This is a genomic window from Saccharopolyspora tripterygii (genome assembly GCF_054778355.1).
Window position 1 is genome coordinate 234,505 of sequence record NZ_BAAGZP010000040.1, and the last position, 16,057, is coordinate 250,561.

At 70.4% G+C, this 16,057-nt stretch carries 20 protein-coding genes; 12 read left to right on the forward strand and 8 right to left on the reverse strand.

From position 1 onward, the window contains the following. Positions 1-60 precede the first annotated feature (60 nt). Positions 61-681 (forward strand): response regulator transcription factor, encoded by a 621-nt coding sequence (locus ACYVF3_RS28475; RefSeq protein WP_461157354.1) that lies wholly within the window; start codon positions 61-63, stop codon positions 679-681. A gap of 84 nt (positions 682-765) precedes the next feature. On the opposite strand, the gene ACYVF3_RS28480 is transcribed toward ACYVF3_RS28475, so the two are convergent. Both ACYVF3_RS28480 and ACYVF3_RS28485 read right to left on the reverse strand, forming a co-directional pair. Continuing rightward, a complete protein-coding gene (locus tag ACYVF3_RS28480) occupies positions 766-999 on the reverse strand; it encodes a helix-turn-helix domain-containing protein (RefSeq protein WP_461157355.1) in 234 nt (77 codons plus the stop codon). After that, on the reverse strand, positions 996-1,166 hold the full coding sequence (locus ACYVF3_RS28485; protein WP_461157356.1) for a hypothetical protein: 171 nt from the start codon (positions 1,164-1,166) through the stop codon (positions 996-998). The genes ACYVF3_RS28480 and ACYVF3_RS28485 overlap by 4 nt, the downstream gene beginning before the upstream one ends. 51 nt (positions 1,167-1,217) lie before the next feature. On the opposite strand from ACYVF3_RS28485, the gene ACYVF3_RS28490 reads away from it, so the two are divergent. Beyond that, positions 1,218-1,595: a cupin domain-containing protein gene (locus ACYVF3_RS28490; RefSeq protein ID WP_461157357.1), complete on the forward strand. Its 378-nt coding sequence runs from the start codon at positions 1,218-1,220 to the stop codon at positions 1,593-1,595. Between the two features lie 9 nt (positions 1,596-1,604). Here ACYVF3_RS28490 and ACYVF3_RS28495 read toward each other — a convergent pair whose 3' ends face one another. The 4 genes from ACYVF3_RS28495 to ACYVF3_RS28510 form a co-directional block, all read right to left on the reverse strand. Further along, on the reverse strand, positions 1,605-2,843 hold the full coding sequence (locus tag ACYVF3_RS28495) for an amidase (protein WP_461157358.1): 1,239 nt from the start codon (positions 2,841-2,843) through the stop codon (positions 1,605-1,607). After that, complete coding sequence (locus ACYVF3_RS28500; protein WP_461157359.1) at positions 2,840-3,103, reverse strand: hypothetical protein; 264 nt, start codon at positions 3,101-3,103, stop codon at positions 2,840-2,842. The genes ACYVF3_RS28495 and ACYVF3_RS28500 overlap by 4 nt, the downstream gene beginning before the upstream one ends. Next, complete coding sequence (locus ACYVF3_RS28505) at positions 3,096-3,599, reverse strand: flavin reductase (protein WP_461157360.1); 504 nt, start codon at positions 3,597-3,599, stop codon at positions 3,096-3,098. The genes ACYVF3_RS28500 and ACYVF3_RS28505 overlap by 8 nt, the downstream gene beginning before the upstream one ends. 135 nt (positions 3,600-3,734) lie before the next feature. Continuing rightward, positions 3,735-5,225, reverse strand: coding sequence for a PAS domain-containing sensor histidine kinase (locus ACYVF3_RS28510; RefSeq protein ID WP_461157361.1), 1,491 nt, complete (start codon positions 5,223-5,225; stop codon positions 3,735-3,737). Positions 5,226-5,380: 155 nt separating this feature from the next. On the opposite strand from ACYVF3_RS28510, the gene ACYVF3_RS28515 reads away from it, so the two are divergent. From ACYVF3_RS28515 to ACYVF3_RS28535, 5 genes are read left to right on the forward strand one after another with little or no spacing between them, the layout of a single operon-like run. Further along, complete coding sequence (locus tag ACYVF3_RS28515; protein WP_461157362.1) at positions 5,381-6,514, forward strand: acyl-CoA dehydrogenase family protein; 1,134 nt, start codon at positions 5,381-5,383, stop codon at positions 6,512-6,514. Between the two features lie 23 nt (positions 6,515-6,537). Next, positions 6,538-6,903, forward strand: coding sequence for a hypothetical protein (locus ACYVF3_RS28520; protein ID WP_461157363.1), 366 nt, complete (start codon positions 6,538-6,540; stop codon positions 6,901-6,903). A gap of 7 nt (positions 6,904-6,910) precedes the next feature. Beyond that, positions 6,911-8,209, forward strand: a complete 1,299-nt coding sequence (locus tag ACYVF3_RS28525) for an aromatic ring-hydroxylating oxygenase subunit alpha (protein WP_461157364.1) — start codon at positions 6,911-6,913, stop codon at positions 8,207-8,209. Continuing rightward, positions 8,202-8,711, forward strand: a complete 510-nt coding sequence (locus ACYVF3_RS28530) for an aromatic-ring-hydroxylating dioxygenase subunit beta (RefSeq protein WP_461157365.1) — start codon at positions 8,202-8,204, stop codon at positions 8,709-8,711. Before ACYVF3_RS28525 ends, ACYVF3_RS28530 begins: the two co-directional genes overlap by 8 nt. Next, complete coding sequence (locus ACYVF3_RS28535) at positions 8,708-9,442, forward strand: SDR family NAD(P)-dependent oxidoreductase (RefSeq protein WP_461157366.1); 735 nt, start codon at positions 8,708-8,710, stop codon at positions 9,440-9,442. Before ACYVF3_RS28530 ends, ACYVF3_RS28535 begins: the two co-directional genes overlap by 4 nt. Before the next feature lie 227 nt (positions 9,443-9,669). On the opposite strand, the gene ACYVF3_RS28540 is transcribed toward ACYVF3_RS28535, so the two are convergent. After that, the gene (locus ACYVF3_RS28540) at positions 9,670-10,377 is read right to left on the reverse strand and encodes a polyamine aminopropyltransferase (protein ID WP_461157367.1); all 708 of its coding nucleotides are present in this window, start codon (positions 10,375-10,377) and stop codon (positions 9,670-9,672) included. A 263-nt stretch (positions 10,378-10,640) separates the two neighbouring features. Here ACYVF3_RS28540 and ACYVF3_RS28545 point away from each other — a divergent pair, with 263 nt between their 5' ends. Both ACYVF3_RS28545 and ACYVF3_RS28550 read left to right on the forward strand, forming a co-directional pair. Continuing rightward, positions 10,641-12,068: an APC family permease gene (locus tag ACYVF3_RS28545; protein WP_461157368.1), complete on the forward strand. Its 1,428-nt coding sequence runs from the start codon at positions 10,641-10,643 to the stop codon at positions 12,066-12,068. Beyond that, positions 12,068-12,868 carry a carbon-nitrogen hydrolase family protein gene (locus ACYVF3_RS28550; protein WP_461157369.1) on the forward strand — a complete coding sequence of 267 codons (801 nt, stop codon included), beginning with the start codon at positions 12,068-12,070 and terminating at the stop codon, positions 12,866-12,868. The genes ACYVF3_RS28545 and ACYVF3_RS28550 overlap by 1 nt, the downstream gene beginning before the upstream one ends. Positions 12,869-12,979: 111 nt before the next feature. Here ACYVF3_RS28550 and ACYVF3_RS28555 read toward each other — a convergent pair whose 3' ends face one another. Then, entirely contained in the window at positions 12,980-13,333 is a 354-nt protein-coding gene (locus tag ACYVF3_RS28555) for a hypothetical protein (protein ID WP_461157370.1), read from the reverse strand. Between the two features lie 72 nt (positions 13,334-13,405). Between ACYVF3_RS28555 and ACYVF3_RS28560 the strand changes: the two genes are divergently transcribed. From ACYVF3_RS28560 to ACYVF3_RS28570, 3 genes are all read left to right on the forward strand, one after another. Beyond that, positions 13,406-14,332, forward strand: coding sequence for a LysR family transcriptional regulator (locus tag ACYVF3_RS28560; RefSeq protein WP_461157371.1), 927 nt, complete (start codon positions 13,406-13,408; stop codon positions 14,330-14,332). Between the two features lie 28 nt (positions 14,333-14,360). Then, a complete protein-coding gene (locus ACYVF3_RS28565) occupies positions 14,361-15,437 on the forward strand; it encodes a DUF4185 domain-containing protein (RefSeq protein WP_461157372.1) in 1,077 nt (358 codons plus the stop codon). Positions 15,438-15,498: 61 nt separating this feature from the next. Beyond that, positions 15,499-15,975, forward strand: coding sequence for a hotdog fold domain-containing protein (locus ACYVF3_RS28570; protein ID WP_461157373.1), 477 nt, complete (start codon positions 15,499-15,501; stop codon positions 15,973-15,975). Positions 15,976-16,057 lie beyond the last annotated feature (82 nt).

The window sequence follows — 16,057 nt, forward strand, 5'->3', positions numbered from 1 at the left end:
CGCCGGGCCGAGACCGCAACTCCGCGCACACCGTTCCCCTGGTTCGTCTGGAGGGATCCTGTGACGACGACGCTTCCCGCGGTGGTGCACATCGTCGACGACGACGAGGCCCACCGGCAGTCCCTGGTGTTCCTGCTGCAGACCGTCGGCATCCATGCCCTGACCTACCCCGACGCGGCCGGTTTCCTCGCGGAGTTCGACCCGGACGAGCCCGGCGTGGTGATCGTGGACGTGCGGATGCCGGGGTTGAGCGGATTTCAGCTGCAGGAGGCGCTGGTCGAACGGGAGTACCCGGCACCGGTGATCTTCTGCTCCGCCCACGGCGACATCCCGATGTCGGTGCGGGCGATGCGGCGGGGAGCGGTGGACTTCCTGGAGAAGCCCTACGAACCGCAGCGCATGCTGGAGGTCGTGCAGGACCAGCTGCGCGAGGCCGAGCGGTGCTTCACCGCCCACGCCGAGCGGCTGCGGGTCCGCGACCGGGTCGCCTCCCTGACCCCGCGCGAGCGGGAAGTGCTGCGCCTGGTGGTCGACGGCCTGTCCAGCCAGCTCATCGCCCGCGAGCTCGGCACCAGCGTGAAGACCGTGGACGTGCACCGCGCACGCATCAAGGCCAAGACCGGGTCGGAGAGCCTGGGCACGCTCGTCCGCGACGTCCTGCAGCACGGCGTCCCCATCTAGCAGCTGTTTCAGGAGCGGACTCGCTCAGCGGTCATGGCGTCATCGCCCAGGTCGGTGAGGCCGAACAGCAGGACGCTGACGGTGTCACCGCGCGAAGGCGCGGCGGTAGGCGGAAGGCGTGAGGCCCGTCTGGTCGGCGAGACGCGTGCGGAGGTTCGCGGACGAGCCGAGACCGCTGCGACGCGCGATCTCCTCGACGACGAGGTCCGTCCGCTCGAGAAGCCGTCGGGCGTGCTCGACCCGCACGCTCGTCAACCACTCAAGCGGGGTGCAGCCGAGCTCGCTGCGAAAGCGCCGGTGCAGAGTGGCAGGGCTCATCGCCGCTCGCGAGGCGATGTCCGCGACCGAGACGGACCCCAGAGCAGCCCACCCACCTCGGGCCGGTCGATCGCCAAGCCCTCGGTCAGGCATGCCAGCTCGAACGGGTTGGAGCCCTCATCGACCAGTGCGACGACGACGTGCGGGCGCGAGAAAACTTGCGACATGCGTCATTTCTCGCACTGTCGGCAGCGCGGTGCAAGCCGCAAGATCGGCGCATGACGAACATCGACACCGTCCTGGCGTCCTTCGAGGACCGCTGGAGCCCGCGAATCCTCACCCAGGTCAACGATTGGGACGTCCGCCTGGCGAAGGTCGAGGGCACCTTCGTCTGGCATTCCCACCCGGACACCGACGAGCTGTTCATCGTGCTCGACGGCAGCCTCGACATCCGCCTCCGGCTGGCAGCGGGTGAGACCGTCGTGCACCTCGACCGCCACGACGTCTTCGTCGTGCCGCGCGGAACGGAGCATTGCCCGGAATCACCGAGCGGCGCATCGGTGATGCTGTTCGAACCGACCGGAACGCTCAGCACCGGCGACTACGACGACGACGTCCCAGGCCACATCAACTCGACGACAGGGCTCCCCGCCTGACCCGGCCCGTCATGGCCTTCGACCTGACTCCACTCCCCGAGCCGTTGCCAGCAAGGCTGTTTCGTCGTCGCGGCGGCCGATCAGCTGGATTCCCAGGGGAAGTCCGGCGTCGTCGCGCGGGCCCGGGACGGTGGCGACCGGGAGTCCGAGCGCCTGCCACGCGCGGCTCAGCACGGGATCACCGGTCGCCTCGATCCCGTGCGGCGCGGCACCGGGGGCAGCGGGTCCGAGGACGGCGTCGCAGGACTCGGCGAGCTCCGCGATCCGGCGGCCCGCCTCGATGACGACCCGGCGGGCCGCGCGGTAGTCGGCGTCCGGGGTGGCCGCTCCGGTGCGCAGCAGACGGGCGAACCGGTCGCTGATCTCGTCGGCCGCCGCGAGTTCCTCGGCGCGTTCCCGAGCCGCCTCGTAGGCCATGACCACCGGGTGAGCTTCGGTGAGCTCGGCGACGAGCTGCCCTCCCGGGAAGTCGGTGATCAGCGCGCCTCGCGCGGCCAGCCTCGCGCAGGTCTCCTCGACGGCCGCGCTCATCGCGTCGTCGACGCCCAGCGGCGCGGCGTCCCAGCGCAGCAGCCGCGGCTCGTGGTTCGGGGCGGCTTCCGGTGTTCGGCTCAGCGCCGCCCACGCGAGGGCGAGGTCGTCGGCGGTCGCGGTGAGCAGGCCGTGCGAGTCGAGGCTCGGTGCGAGGCCCACGACTCCGTCGGTGGGAAAGCGGCCTCGGCTGAGCACCAGCGAGGCGACCCCGCAGAACGAGGCGGGCCGGGTGACCGAGCCCGCGGTCTGCGAGCCGAGGGCGAGCGGGACCTGGCCGGAGGCCACCGCCGCGGCCGAACCGCTGGAGGAGCCACCCGGGGTGTGCTCGGGCGCGGCGGGGTTGCGGGTCGGTCCCGGCGAGAAGAACGCGAACTCGGTGGTCGCGGTCTTGCCGACGGGCGAGGCGCCGGCCTCTCGCCAGGCCCGCACGATCGCGGCGTCCTCGGCCGCTTCCCCGGCGTGCGCGCGCAGTTCCGATCCGCACCGGGTGGCGGCACCGGCGACGTCGATGATGTCCTTGACGCCGAGTGGAACGCCGCCCAGCGGGCCTGCTTGCGGACTGACCTCGCCGAACCGCTCGACCCACGCGCGCAGCACCGGCTCGGTGTCGGCGATGCGGGCGCGGCTGCGCTCGCACGCCTCGGCGGCGGTGGTGCGCCCCGCCGCCAGGTCGCCGACCAGCTCGCGCAGCGACCACGGGTCCCACAGCGTCACGCCTGCCCCCACTCGGCATCGGCCACCCAGTAGTCCATGCCGGACGCGCTGACCCCGTGCCGCCACGACGAGGTGCGGCGCAGCAGCGGTTCGACCTCGGCGGTGGCGGCGTCGGCGGCGTCCGGCCCGTCCGCGGCGACCTGCCAGTGCACCCACTCGACCTCGCGGCCCTCGGCGTCGTGCACGAACAGGTCCACGTGCCGCCACCCATATCCGTGGGTGTCGTTGTAGCAGGTCAAGGTCATGTTCCGGTCATCCACGACTGGCTCCCGCAAGGCTGTGGAACTCCCGCTGGAAGTACACCAGACCACCGCTGCCGGAGCGCGTGATCACCCGATCGACCTCGACGATCATCACCGAGTGCGAGCCCTGCGGCCGAACCCAGCTCACGCGCCCGATCAGCGATGCCGCCGCGTCGCGCAGCACCGGCACCTCGGCGAAATCGCAGGCCGCAGCGGCGAAGCGCTCGTGCATCGGCTGACCGGTCGCGCCCGCGAACCGCAGCGCGAGGTCCTGCTGCCCGGAGCCGAGGACGTTGACGCACGCTCTCTCGTTGGCGGCCAGCACGTCGTGCGCGCGACTGCTGCGGTGCACGCACACCAGCATCGTCGGCGGTTCGTCGGTGACGGAGCACGCCGCGCTGACCGTGATCCCGGCGCGTCCACGTGGCCCGTCGGTGGTGACGATGTTGACCCCTGCCGACAGGTTCGCCATCGCCGCGCGGAACTCCCGCTGCGCGGACGTCAGATCCGCCACGACCCCTCCTCCCGACGCTTCCCCGGAAACATACGGGCGGCCGTCCGGTCCCCGGTATCGAGATTTCCCAGCCGAGCCCTGAAGCTTTCCCCTAGACGACGGCGCGGTTCAACGCCTGACCAGGCTCGGAGATCGTCACGCTGACGGCAGCGAGAAGCCGAAGACCGATCCGCCTCCCTCGCGCGGCGCGCACCAGATCGCGCCGTGCTGCCGGGTGATGATGCGGTAGCTGAGCGCCAGACCGATGCCGCTGCCGTGCTCCTTGCTGGTGAACGACTCGACGAACACGTCCTCGCGCACACCCCGGCCGTGGTCGGCGACCGTGACGGTGCCGCCCTCGTCCCGGGTTTCGGTGACGAGCTCGATCCGCCGGTCCGCGGTGTCGCTCTCGGCCATCTCGTCGATGGCGTTGAAGCAGAGGTTGAGCACCACCTGGCCAGTCAGCACCCGCTCGCAGCGCACCAGCACCGGGTCCTCGTCCAGCCGCACCTCGACTTCCACGCCGACGGCGGCCGCGCGCAGCCGGACGAAGTAGAGGCATTCGCCGATCACCGCGTTGAGGTCGGCGACCTGCTCCAGGTGTTCGAGGTGACCGACGAACGACCGCAGCGCGCTGACGATCGCCGACACCCGGTCGATCTGCCGGTTCGCGCTGTCCAGGCCGTATTCGAGCTGTCCGGTGGTCCCCTCCGGGACGTGCCCGGAGCTCTCCAGCAGCTTCGCGCGGGCGTGCACGCCGGCGATGAAGTTCGCGGCCGCCGCCAGCGGCTGGCCGAGCTCGTGGGCGATGGCCATCGCCATGTCGCCCATCGCGTTGTAGCGGGCGAGGTAGTTCTCGTGGCGGAGCTCCAGGCTGCGCTGCTCCTCGCCGCGGACCCGGGTGGAGACGTCGTGCAGGATCATCAGGTACGCGTCGACCTCGCGCAGCCGTTCCAGGCTGCCTTCCAGCGTCACCGGCTCGGTTCCCGGCACTTCCAGCCGCACCGGGGCCACCGGGGCCGCCGCGGCGGCGGCCTGCTCCCAGCCCGCCTCGCCGCCTTCGCCGCGCACCGTCGCGTAGGACTCCAGCAGCCGCCCGACCGGTGGTTCCGCGTCACCCGACAGGCCGAGGTGCGCGAGGGCCGTGTCGGTGGCGAAGCGGATCGCACCGGCGGAGTCGAGCATGAACGCGACCGTCGAGGTGTGCCGGGCGAGCGCGTCGACGTAGGAGGTGGTCTGGCGCAGCTCGCGCTCCACGCGCTGCTCCCGCTCCACGTCCCGGAACTGCACCATCACCGCAGTTCCCTGGGCCAGTTCGACCCGCGTCGCGATCGCGTCGGTGGGGATGACCCGGCCCGACTTGGACCGGTAGTGCCACTCGATGCGGCTCATGCCCTTCTCGACCGCTTCGTGCAGCCACGCCCGGCCGATCACCCGGTCGTACTGCTGGGCGGAGCTGCTCATGTGGTTGGCCTTCAGCGGGCGCAGCTCGGTGACGCTCCACTCCAGCAACTCGCAGGCAGCGGGGTTGGCCCACAGGATGTTCTTGGTCGCGGAGTCGTGGATCAGCACGCACAGGTGGGAAGCGCGCATCATCGCGACGAAGTCGGAGTCCACCATTTCGGGAGCCTGCGGGTCGACCACCACCGCCCCAGGCTAGATCCTCGCGACCCGGTGAGCGGATAGGTCATCGGCCCACCGGGGCTGAAGGATTCCCCTACTCTTCATCTGGGCAATCCCGATGTCGCCCAGCGTTGCCCCTGCATAGCGTCGAATCGCAACCGCCAGACGAGGAGCGTGTCATGCCCGAGGCATCCGCCGACGACGCGGCGTGGGAAGTCGTCCTGGCCGAGCTCGCCGAGCGCCGCGAGGAGTTCCACGCGCAGTCCTACGTCCCGCGCGACTTCGTCGAGCGGCTCGAGGAGCTCGGCCTGTTCCGCGCCTCGACCCCGGCGATGTTCGGGGGTGCCCCGATGCCGCCGCCGGAGTTCCTGCGCCGCATCGAGCAGATCTCCGCGGTCGACGGCTCCACCGGCTGGGTGGCCGGTTTCGGCTCCGCCGGGACCTACCTGTCGTGCCTGCCCCTGGAAACGCAGGCCAAGCTCTACGCCGACGGGCCCGACGTGGTCTACGGGGGCGCGATGTTCCCCGTGAACCCGGTGACGCCGACCGAGGACGGGTACCGGGTCTCGGGCCGGTGGCGGTTCGCCAGCGGCTGCATGGCGGCCGACATCCTCAGCGTCGGCATCCCGGGCGACGCCGAGGGCGACAACCGGCCGCGCGCGGCGATGCTGCGGCCCGAGCAGGTCGAGATCGTGCAGGAGTGGGACGTCTCCGGGATGCGCGCCTCGGGTTCCTTCGACGTGGTCGTCGACGACGTCGAGGTGCCTCGCGAGTGGACGTTCATCCGCGGTGGCAGCCCGTACGTCGACGAACCGCTCAACCGCTACCCCACCATCGGCTACCAGGCGCAGGTGCACTCGGCGGTGGGCATGGGCGTGGCCCGGGCGGCGCTGGAGCACGCCTCGCGGGCGGGTTCGCGCACCGGCGTCACGGCTGCGCCACCGCTGGCCGACCGCGCGTACTACCGCACCGGGTACGCCCAGGCCGTGGCCGCGCTGCGGTCGGCGCGGGCGTTCTACTTCGAGGTCGCCGAGGACGTCTGGAACACCGTGGCTTCCGGCGGCCAGGCCACCGACGAGCAGAACGCGATGATCCGGCTCTCGGCCACCAACATGGCCTCCACGGCCGCGCAGGTCGTGCACGACGTGTGCGGCTTCTCCGGGACCTCGACGATCGACAACTCCCACCCGCTGCAGCGGATGCGCCAGGACTCGCAGGTGCCGACGCTGCACGCCTTCCTGATGCCCTCGATGTACGACGCAGCGGGCGCCGTGCTGCTGGGACGACCGCCGACCGTTCCCGGATTCCGCTGACCCACCACAACACAGGAGATCTCATGGCCAACCCGCCGCTGCGCGTGCTGTTCTGCATCGGCATCAACCAGAACTTCTTCGACCTGCCGCGCGACGGGGTCACCGCGGGAGACGTCTGGTCGGCCTTCGTCGAGATGATGGACGGCATCAAGGCCCTGCCCGGGGTCGACTTCATCGGCGACATCGACGACGACAGCCACCTGGTCGGCCCGTCCGATTCCTGGCCGTGGACCTGCTACCTGCTGGCCGACGTCGACACCCAGGAGACCGTGAAGGCCGCTTGCAACCTCTTCCGCACCGTCCAGGTAGGACAGTCGGAGTGGAAGCTGTGGAAGTACGCCAAGATCGAGGCCCGGATCGGCCGGGCGCTCACCCCGCGCGAGTACTGAGGTGCCCATGACCTCCGAGATCACCGCGAGCAACGTGCACGACCTGGCGCCGGCCGACCTCGTCGCGCCGGACCGGGTCGCCGCCCGGATCTACACCGACCCGGAGATCTTCCAGCTGGAGATGACGCGGATCTTCGAGCGCACCTGGGCGTGGGTGGCCCACGACAGCGAGCTGCCCGGCCCGGGCACGTTCAAGTCGACCCACGTCGGCGGCCAGCCGGTCATCGTCACCCGCGACCGCGAGAACGTCCTGCGCACGATGCTCAACCGCTGCCGCCACCGCGGGGCGAGCGTCTGCGAGCGGAAGTCGGGCAGTGCCAACGGTTTCACCTGCCCCTACCACGCCTGGTCCTACGGCCTGGACGGGTCGCTGCGCGGCCTGCCCTACCCAGACGGCTACACGGGCGTGATGGACCGCAGCGGGATGGGGCTCAAGAGGCTGCGCACCGAGTCCTACGGCGGCATGATCTTCGCGACGTTCGCGGAGGACGCCGAGCCGCTCGCCGAGTTCCTGGGCGACGCGCGGGGCTGGATCGACCGGTTCATGAAGCAGGGCGCGGGATACCCGGTGAAAGTTCTGGGCACGCACCGGTTCCGGTATCGCGGGAACTGGAAGATCCAGTTGGAGAACACCACCGACGGCTACCACTTCCCGATCGTGCACCGGTCCTGGATGGCCTCCGTGGACGCCGAGACCGCCAACATGATGAGCTTCATGACCGACCCCGAAGCCATCACCCACGACCTGGGCAACGGGCACTCGGTCATGCAGATGGTGCCCGAGCACTCGGATCTCGACGTCGACGACGGCGCGGAGAAGCTCCAGGACCGCTTCAGCGGCCTCATCGCCCAGCTGGAGGCGGCGGGCGTCGAGGACGCGCAGGTGCGCAAGCTCGTGCGCGCGATGCACGGGACGGGGTTCAACCTCAACCTGTTCCCGAACGTGTCGATGTCGATCTCGTTCTTCCGGGTGCTCCGCCCGATCAGCGTCGACGAGACCGAGATCGAGCACATCGCGATCGGTCCGGACGGGCCGCCGGAGATCACCGGCCCGGTCAACCGAGAGCGGCTGCGGGCGCACGAGCACTTCCAGGGCCCGTTCGGCTTCGGCACGCCCGACGACGCGGAAGGCTGGGACCGCGTGCAGCGCGGCACCGCAGGCGCCCCCGAGATGCCGATCATGGTCAACCGCGGCCTGGGCCGCGAGAAGCCGTCGGCCGAGGGCTGGCCGACCTCCCACGTCACCGACGAGACCGGGATGCGCGCCGCCTACGAGAAGTGGAAGCGGATGATGAGCGATGACTGACCTGCGCGGCGCGACCACGCTCGGCGACGTCCGCGTGTCCCGGGCCATCGAGCTGGTGTGGCGGGAAGCGGATCTGCTCGACCGCAAGGACTACGTCACCTGGCAGGAGCTCTACGCCGAGGACGGCGTCTACGTCGTCCCGATCGACCGCGATGCCGAGGAGTTCGACGACGTCCTCAACATGGTCTACGACGACCGGCGGATGCGGAGGCTGCGGGTGAACCGGATGACCGAGGGGTACGCGATCGCCGCCGTCGACTCGGCGACCACCGTGCGCACGGTCTCCCGATTCGTGACCACCGAGGTCACCGACACGGCGGTGTCGCTGCGCGCCGCGCAGGTGCTGGTCGCCTACAAGCGCGGTACCCACGACCTGTGGGCCGCCGACATCGACTACGCGGTCCGGCTCGGCGCGGATCCCACGCAGGACCTGCTCGTGCGCAAGGTGGTTCGACTGGTCAACAGCGAAGACGCCGTTCCGGCAGCGGGATTCCTGCTGTGACCGCCGTCGTCACCGGAGGCGCGCGCGGACTGGGCGAGGCGATCGTCCGGCGGCTGCACTCCGGGGGTCAGCCCGTGGCGATCGCCGACGTCGACGGCGCAGGCGCGGTGCGGCTGGCCGAGTCGCTGGACGCAGATGGGCGGACCGCGCGCGGCTACACCGCGGACGTCGCCGACCGCGCCTCGCTCGGCGAGCTGCGGGACTCGGTCGTCGCGGACTTCGGGCCGATCCGGGTGCTGGTGAACAACGCGGCCCGCACCCAGGCCACGCCGCTGTTCGAGATCACCCCCGAGGAGCTGGAGTCGGTGATGGCGGTGAACTTCACCGGGACCTTCAACGCCTGCCAGATCTTCGGCGCGCACATGGCCGAGCAGGGCTACGGCCGCATCGTGAACATGGCCTCCCTCGCAGGTCAGAACGGCGGCACCGCCACAGGCGGGCACTACGCCTCGTCCAAGGGCGCGGTCATGTCGGCCACCAAGGTCTTCGCTCGGGAGCTCGCGGCCCGGGGCGTGACGGTCAACGCCGTCTCCCCCGGTCCCCAGGACTCCCCGATGGTCCGGGACATCGTGGGCGAGCAGAACGTCGAGGCGTTCCAGCGCTCCATCCCGGTCGGTCGCCTCGGCGATCCGGCGTTCATCGCCGAGACCGTCGCCCTGCTCGCCTCGCCGGGTGCTCACTCGGTCACGGGTGCCTGCTGGGACGTCAACGGCGGCCTGTTCATGCGCTGAGGGAGTTCCGCTCCGCGGAATCGCGGCGCGCTGACCGCGTCACAGCACCCGGGTCCGGTCTTGTACCCGCGCGCGCTCGTCCGCGGGTCCCAATTTCACGCGAAATTGGTAATCGCCCACGCGGCCGTGCGTGTCTGCCGAGGTCAGTGGCCGTTTCGAAGCGGGCATCTCAATTTCGCGCGAAATTGGGAGCCGCCCTGTGGTCGGGACTCCGGGCTCGTGCGGTGCTAGGTGGAGGTTCCGACGTAGACGGTGTTGGCGGACTTCCCACCGGTGTAGTGGTTGTCGAACTCGACGACGTGGGCGGTGACGTCGTCGAAGACCTCCGCGAGGGTGCGGGTGAACCCGTCCTCCGGCGGGTCGTCGGACCACAGCGCGAAGACCCCGCCCGGACGCAGGTGCGCGGCCATCTTCCGCAGGCCCTCGGCCGCGTAGAAACCGGTGTGCCCGCTGTCGAGCACGTTCTGCGGCGAGTGGTCGATGTCGAGCAGGATCGCGTCGAACTCCCGACCGCCGTCGAAACCCTCGGCTGATTCGGCGAGCGCGAAGAAATCACCGTGCAGGAACCGGTTTCGCGCATCACCGGTCAACTCCGGCGCGAGCGGGAGCAGACCGCGCTCGTGCCACTCGATCACCTCGCCGAGCCCCTCCACGACCAGCAGCGACCGCACGCGCTGGTCCTCCAGGGCCGCGCGAGCGGTGTAGCCGAGCCCGAGGCCGCCGACCACGACGTCCAGGTCGGACCCGGGCAGCCGAGCAAGGCCGAGCCGCGCGAGCTCGACCTCGGCGACCGTGAACAGGCTCGACATCAGGTACTCGTCGTCGAGCTTCACCTCGAAGACGTCCACGTCGAGCACCGGGTCTCGCCGTCGCCGCAGGCTGATCGCACCGATCGGCGTCTCCTGCCAATCGAGCTCCTCGAAACGCACGCCCACAGCTCCCACCTCTCACGAAATGCCCGACCCTACCCGCCACCGGCCGGAACCCGGCACGAGCGGGGCCCGTTGCCTCGCGATGGCCGATTTCGCCGGTATTTCCGGATGGCGCAACGTTCGAACGCGAAGACGGTTCCTCCGCAACGAATGCGGGTTCTCTGTACACGACGGCCTCGCTAACGTAGCCCGCCGAGCGAGGTGTGGCAGTTCACATCGAGCAACCGTGTCACGGGCGCACCGCAGCGTCCGAAGTGGAGGAATTCGTGGTGGAGGACGCTCTCGCGCCGTCGCGTGGTCCCGGCAACGGCGTGGGGGCGCAGCTCCTGCGGCGCAAACCCATCGCGGACCTCGTGGCCGACAGCGGCCAGGGCGAGGGCGGCTCGCTGCGTCGCTCGCTGGGGCTGTGGCAGCTGACCATGCTGAGCGTCGGCGCGACGCTGGGCACCGGGATCTTCGTGGTGCTGGGCGAAGCCGTGCCGCTGGCCGGGCCGGGTGTGGCGCTGGCGTTCGTCATCGCCGGGGCCACGGCGCTGCTGTCCGCCCTGTCCTACGCCGAGCTCGCGGGCATGATCCCGGTCGCCGGATCGTCCTACTCCTACGCCTACGCGACGATGGGCGAGCTCGCGGCCTGGGTGTGCGGCTGGTGCCTGATGCTGGAGTACGGCGTGTCCGTGGCGGTCGCGGTCGGCTGGGGCCAGTACGTCAACGAGCTCTTGCAGCTGCTGGTGGGCGTGTCGCTCCCCGAATCGCTCAGCGCGCCACCGGGTGACGGCGGAATCCTGAACCTGCCCGCCGCCGTGGTCGTGATCCTGGCGATGGTGGCGCTGCTGGGTGGCGCCCGCGAGAGCGCTCGGGTCAACACGGCGATGGTGCTGATCAAGACCGCGACGCTGGTGCTGTTCTGCGCGCTGGCGTTCACCGCCGTCCAGGACGGGAACTTCTCGCCGCTGCTGCCGCTGGGCATGGGCGGGGTGACCGCCGCAGCGGGCAAGCTGTTCTTCTCCTACATCGGCTTCGACGCCGCCTCCACCGCCGGGTCGGAGGCACGCGATCCGCAGCGGGACCTGCCGCGGGCGATCATGCTGTCGCTGGCGCTGGTCACGGTGCTGTACTGCCTGGTCGCGCTGGCGGCCGTGGGCGCGATGCACTGGACGCTGTTCGAAGGCACCGAGGCCGCGCTGAGCAAGGTACTGGGTGGCACGACGGGGTCGATCCTGCTGTCGGCGGGGGCGATCGTGGCGGTCGCCAGCGTGGTCCTCACGGTCCTCTACGGACAGACCCGCATCCTGTTCTCGATGTCCCGGGACGGGCTGGTGCCCGGGATGTTCTCGCGAGTGGACCCGCGCACCGGCGTGCCGAGGGCCAACACGGTCCTGGTGTCGGTGTTCATCGCGGTGCTCTCGGCGGTGGTTCCGCTCGGCGAGCTCGCCGACGCCACGAGCATCGGGACCCTGTTCGCGTTCGCCCTGGTCAACATGGCGGTGGTGGTGCTCCGACGGCGCAATCCGGAGCTGCCGCGCTCGTTCCGGGCACCGCTGGTGCCGCTGGTGCCGGTGCTGGGCGTGCTCTCCTGCTGCTACCTGATGTTCAGCCTGGGCGCGGCGACGTGGCTGACGTTCGGAGCGTGGATGCTGGCCGGGATGGCGATCTACTTCGGTTACGGGCGACGGCGCTCTAGTCTGTCGAACTGATGCTCACCGTCGCACTGGACCAGGGTCCGCTCGAACCGCACACCCCGCAGGAGGCGTTGCGACGCCTCGACGAGATCGCCCGCCGGGCCGCTGCCGGCGGCGCCCGGCTGCTGGTGTGCCCGGAGCTGTCGATCTCCGGCTACAACATCGGGGCCGACATCGAGCGGGTCGCCGAGCCCGCGAGCGGTCCGGTCGGCGAGCGCGTCCGCGCCATCGCGATGGAGAACGGGATCGCGATCGTCTACGGCCACCCCGAGCGAGACGGCGACGCGGTCCACAACACGGCGTTCCTGGTCTCCCCCACCGGCGAACTGCTCGCGGCCTACCGCAAGACCCACCTCTACGGGGAGATGGAGCAGGCGCACTTCAGGCCCGGAGCGGTCCCGGTCGTGCAAGCGACCCTCGACGGCGTCCGCGTCGGCCTGCTCATCTGCTACGACATCGAGTTCCCGGAACCGGCCCGCGCCCACGCGCTGGCGGGCACCGAGTTCCTGGTGGTCCCGACCGCGCTGCTGCCACCGGAGGACGTCGTAGCCGAAACCCTGGTTCCCGCAAGGGCTTACGAGAACCAGATGCACGTCGCCTACGTCGACCGCTGCGGCACCGAAGCCGACCTCAGCTACCTCGGCAAGTCCTGCCTGATCGCCCCCGACGGCACCGAGCTCGCCCGCGCGGGAAGCAGCGAGGAGCTCCTGTTCGCCCGCGTCGACCCGACAGCCACCACCGCAGCCAGGCGCGTGAACACCCAGCTCGCCGAACGCCGCCCCGACCTCTACGGACACCTGACCGAGGCTCCCTGACCGGTCTGGTTACGGGATGATCTTCGGGACGGTTCTCGTCTCTCGTGTGGGGAAGTTTTCATGAAAACTTCCCCACACCCACACACGACCGCCACACACGACGGCGTCCTCTCACCGAGGCCGGGCCATCCCCGCGATGGCGATGTGCGCGTTGTCAGCGGCCTGACGCGCTTCGGCGAGCCGCGTGCGGGCCTCGCCCAGCCACTGGTTCGCGGTGAGGGCGGATTCGACGGGGTCACCGGCGAAAGGGCCTTCGACGTTGGCGAGCTCGCCCGCGCACGCGCGGTCGACGAGACCGTCGCCGAAGCTGCCGAACGCGGCGTCGAGCGAGGTCAGCAGCCGGCGCAGCGAGCCGAGCGTCCAGTAGGCGTCGTCGCCCAGCGCGTTCGCGCCGGTCTGCCGCGCCGCGACGGTCAAGGTCTCTCCGACGGAGCGGTAGGCCCGGTCGGGCTGTTGTGATCGCACGAGGACCAGTGTTCACGGGATTCGACCTGAGCGAAAGTTACTTTTTCTCCATCACTGATTTAGCCTGAGTGAATGCCGCTCGACCCTCGCCGCCTGCTGATCCTGCGCACCGTCCGGCGGACGGGCAGCGTGCTGGGCGCGGCGCACCTGCTGCACCTGACGCCGTCCGGGGTGTCCCAGCACCTCACCAAGCTGGAGAACGAGCTCGGCCTCGAACTCGTCGACCGGGAGCAGCGCGGCGGCGGCCGCACGATCCGCTTCACCCCCGCGGGCAACGCGCTGGCCGACCGCGCCGACCGGGTCGCCGAGGCGCTCGCGGAGGCCGAGCTGGACATGGAGCAGTTCCGCGACGGACCGGCCGGACCGCTGCGCATCGGTGGCTTCTCGGTGGCGCTCAGCGAGCTGGCGGCACCGGTCGCCATGCGGATGGCCGCGGTGAACCCGGCGCTGGACCCGTGCATCTACGAGATCTCCGAGACGGAGCGGCTGCACGCGCTGAGCACCGGTGAGCTGGACCTGATCCTCAGCGAGCGGCCCGGCGACGACGGGCCGGTGCGACCGCCCGGAGTCGTCGAGGTCGATCTGATGCGCGACCCGTTCCGGGTGGTCGTGCCCGTCACCTGGCCGTCGGACTCCGAACCGGCGACGCTGCTGGCCAGGCCGTGGATCACCACGTCGTTCGGCCCCGCGACCCGGCGCCACCTGGAGCGGATGTGCCGCGAGCACGGGCTGGAGCTCGACGCGCACGACATCGGCACGGGCACCACGCCGACGTTGCTCGGACTGGTCGCGCACGGGCTCGGCGCGACGATCATCCCGTCGCTCACGCTGCGCCAGAACCCCTCGCCGAACGTGCGCCTGAGCAACGCCATCGCCGATCCGGGTTCGCGCGTGCTCACCTGCCTGCACCGGGAGAACGCTCCCGCGCTCGTGCACCACATGATCAACGAGATGCGCCACTACGCGGCGACCGAGCTGCAGCACGTACCGTCGGGGTGAGGACGAAACCCGGCAGAAGGGCGGAGAGTTGCGCAAGGTCAAGGACCTCACTGGACCCGGCATCACCGACCACCTGGGCATCGGCGGCACCGATCTCGGGGTCGCGACGATCGCGCCGGACGGAAGACTGGTGGCGGTCTTCGGGGACACCTTCGACCGCGCCGGGGTCGGCGGACCGGGCTGGCGCTCACCGGTCGTGGTCTTCGGCGACGCGGCCACCGCGCTGTCGGGCATCCGGTGGACCGGATCGTTCGGCCCGCGCAGCGACTACGCCGACCAAGCCCTGCCCTACCACCACGATTCGGTCATCGAGGGCTACCAGGTCAGCACCGTGCTGCCGACCGACGTCATCACCGTCGGCGACGAGATGTTCTTGCACGTCATGGTGTGCCAGGGGCTCGGCAACGTGCACTGGACGGAGATCCACCGCTCGACCGACAACGGCGAGACCTGGGAGCACACCGGGGCGACCTGGTCGGGCCAGGCGCACGGCGGCCTGTTCCAGATGCTGACCTGGGAGCTCGGCGACGACGGGTTCGTCTACGCCTTCTCCACCGGTTTCCAGCGCGACCAGGGGCTGCTCCTGCACCGCGTGCCCGCCGACCGGATCACCGATCCGGGCGCGTGGCAGGGCTGGGGCTTCCGCGACGGCCAGTGGGCGTGGCACAACCCGCCGACGGTCGTGCTCACCGGCGCCTACGGCGAGCTGTGCCTGCGGAAGGTCGAGAACCGCTGGCTGCTGGCCCTGTTCAACGCCGGTGACTACCGGGTGGACGTGCTCAACCTCGGCGAGCCGACCGAGAACCTCTACGAGGCGGTGCGCGGCACGGTGCTGCACGGCTGCGCGTGGGGCTGCGAGGACCACGACGCGGGCCACGTCGCCCAGCTCTACGGCGGCTACATCGTTCCCGGCTCCACGCTCGACGACCTGCACCTGGTGGTCAGCCAGTGGAACACCGAGCGCAACTGGCCGTACCGGGCGATGCAGTTCGCGGGCACGGCACCTCGCCCGGGGGATCAGCCGCTGCCGCCGCCTCCGCCACCCGGCGAGGGCGGTGGTGTGCTGCGCGGTGCGGCGAAGCTGGCGCGGAGGTTCCTGGGCTGAGGAGCGTGAGCCCGGGCACCACCACCTGATGGTTACTGGCGAGTAATATAGCCTCTCGGTCATGAGCTCCCAGACTCCGACCTTCGCGCTCTGGAACAAGATGTCCAAGGTCTTCGGCGGCCGCGGACTGTTCTCGCTGAGCGTGAGCCTCAAGGCGCCCTACTTCCGGACGATCCTGCCCACGATCAGGGAGATGAAGCCCGGGCGCTGCGTGGTCAGCTCGCCGAAGTGGTGGGGCGTGCACAACCACATCGGCACCTACCACGCCATCGCCGCGTGCAACCTCGCCGAGGTCGCGATGGGCATGGTCGCCGAGGCGACGGTGCCCACCACGCACCGCTGGCTGCCGAAGAAGATGAACGTCGAGTACCTCGCGAAGGCCGAGACGAGCCTGCGCGCCGTCGCGGAGCTCGACTCCATCCCCGACTTCGGCGACGAGGGCCAGGAGATCGACGTCCCGGTCAACGTCTACGACAAGAAGGACCAGGTCGTCGTCCGCGCGACCATCACCATTTGGGTCACCCGCAAGAAGAAGTAGCCCCGGTCCGTCCGGACAGGACGAGCCGACCCTGCGAAGTTCGCCGCGCCGCCGGGACTTTCACACTGGGCCGCGACCGATC

What these genes read in the sequence shown, in the direction of transcription:
- ACYVF3_RS28515 (WP_461157362.1), top strand. Translation starts at nt 5,381, where the DNA reads ATGCCCGAGGCATCCGCCGACGACGCGGCGTGGGAAGTCGTCCTGGCC.
- ACYVF3_RS28485 (WP_461157356.1), bottom strand. Translation starts at nt 1,166, where the DNA reads ATGTCGCAAGTTTTCTCGCGCCCGCACGTCGTCGTCGCACTGGTCGAT.
- ACYVF3_RS28530 (WP_461157365.1), top strand. Translation starts at nt 8,202, where the DNA reads ATGACTGACCTGCGCGGCGCGACCACGCTCGGCGACGTCCGCGTGTCC.
- ACYVF3_RS28480 (WP_461157355.1), bottom strand. Translation starts at nt 999, where the DNA reads ATGAGCCCTGCCACTCTGCACCGGCGCTTTCGCAGCGAGCTCGGCTGC.
- ACYVF3_RS28520 (WP_461157363.1), top strand. Translation starts at nt 6,538, where the DNA reads ATGGCCAACCCGCCGCTGCGCGTGCTGTTCTGCATCGGCATCAACCAG.
- ACYVF3_RS28560 (WP_461157371.1), top strand. Translation starts at nt 13,406, where the DNA reads ATGCCGCTCGACCCTCGCCGCCTGCTGATCCTGCGCACCGTCCGGCGG.
- ACYVF3_RS28550 (WP_461157369.1), top strand. Translation starts at nt 12,068, where the DNA reads ATGCTCACCGTCGCACTGGACCAGGGTCCGCTCGAACCGCACACCCCG.
- ACYVF3_RS28570 (WP_461157373.1), top strand. Translation starts at nt 15,499, where the DNA reads ATGAGCTCCCAGACTCCGACCTTCGCGCTCTGGAACAAGATGTCCAAG.
- ACYVF3_RS28490 (WP_461157357.1), top strand. Translation starts at nt 1,218, where the DNA reads ATGACGAACATCGACACCGTCCTGGCGTCCTTCGAGGACCGCTGGAGC.
- ACYVF3_RS28525 (WP_461157364.1), top strand. Translation starts at nt 6,911, where the DNA reads ATGACCTCCGAGATCACCGCGAGCAACGTGCACGACCTGGCGCCGGCC.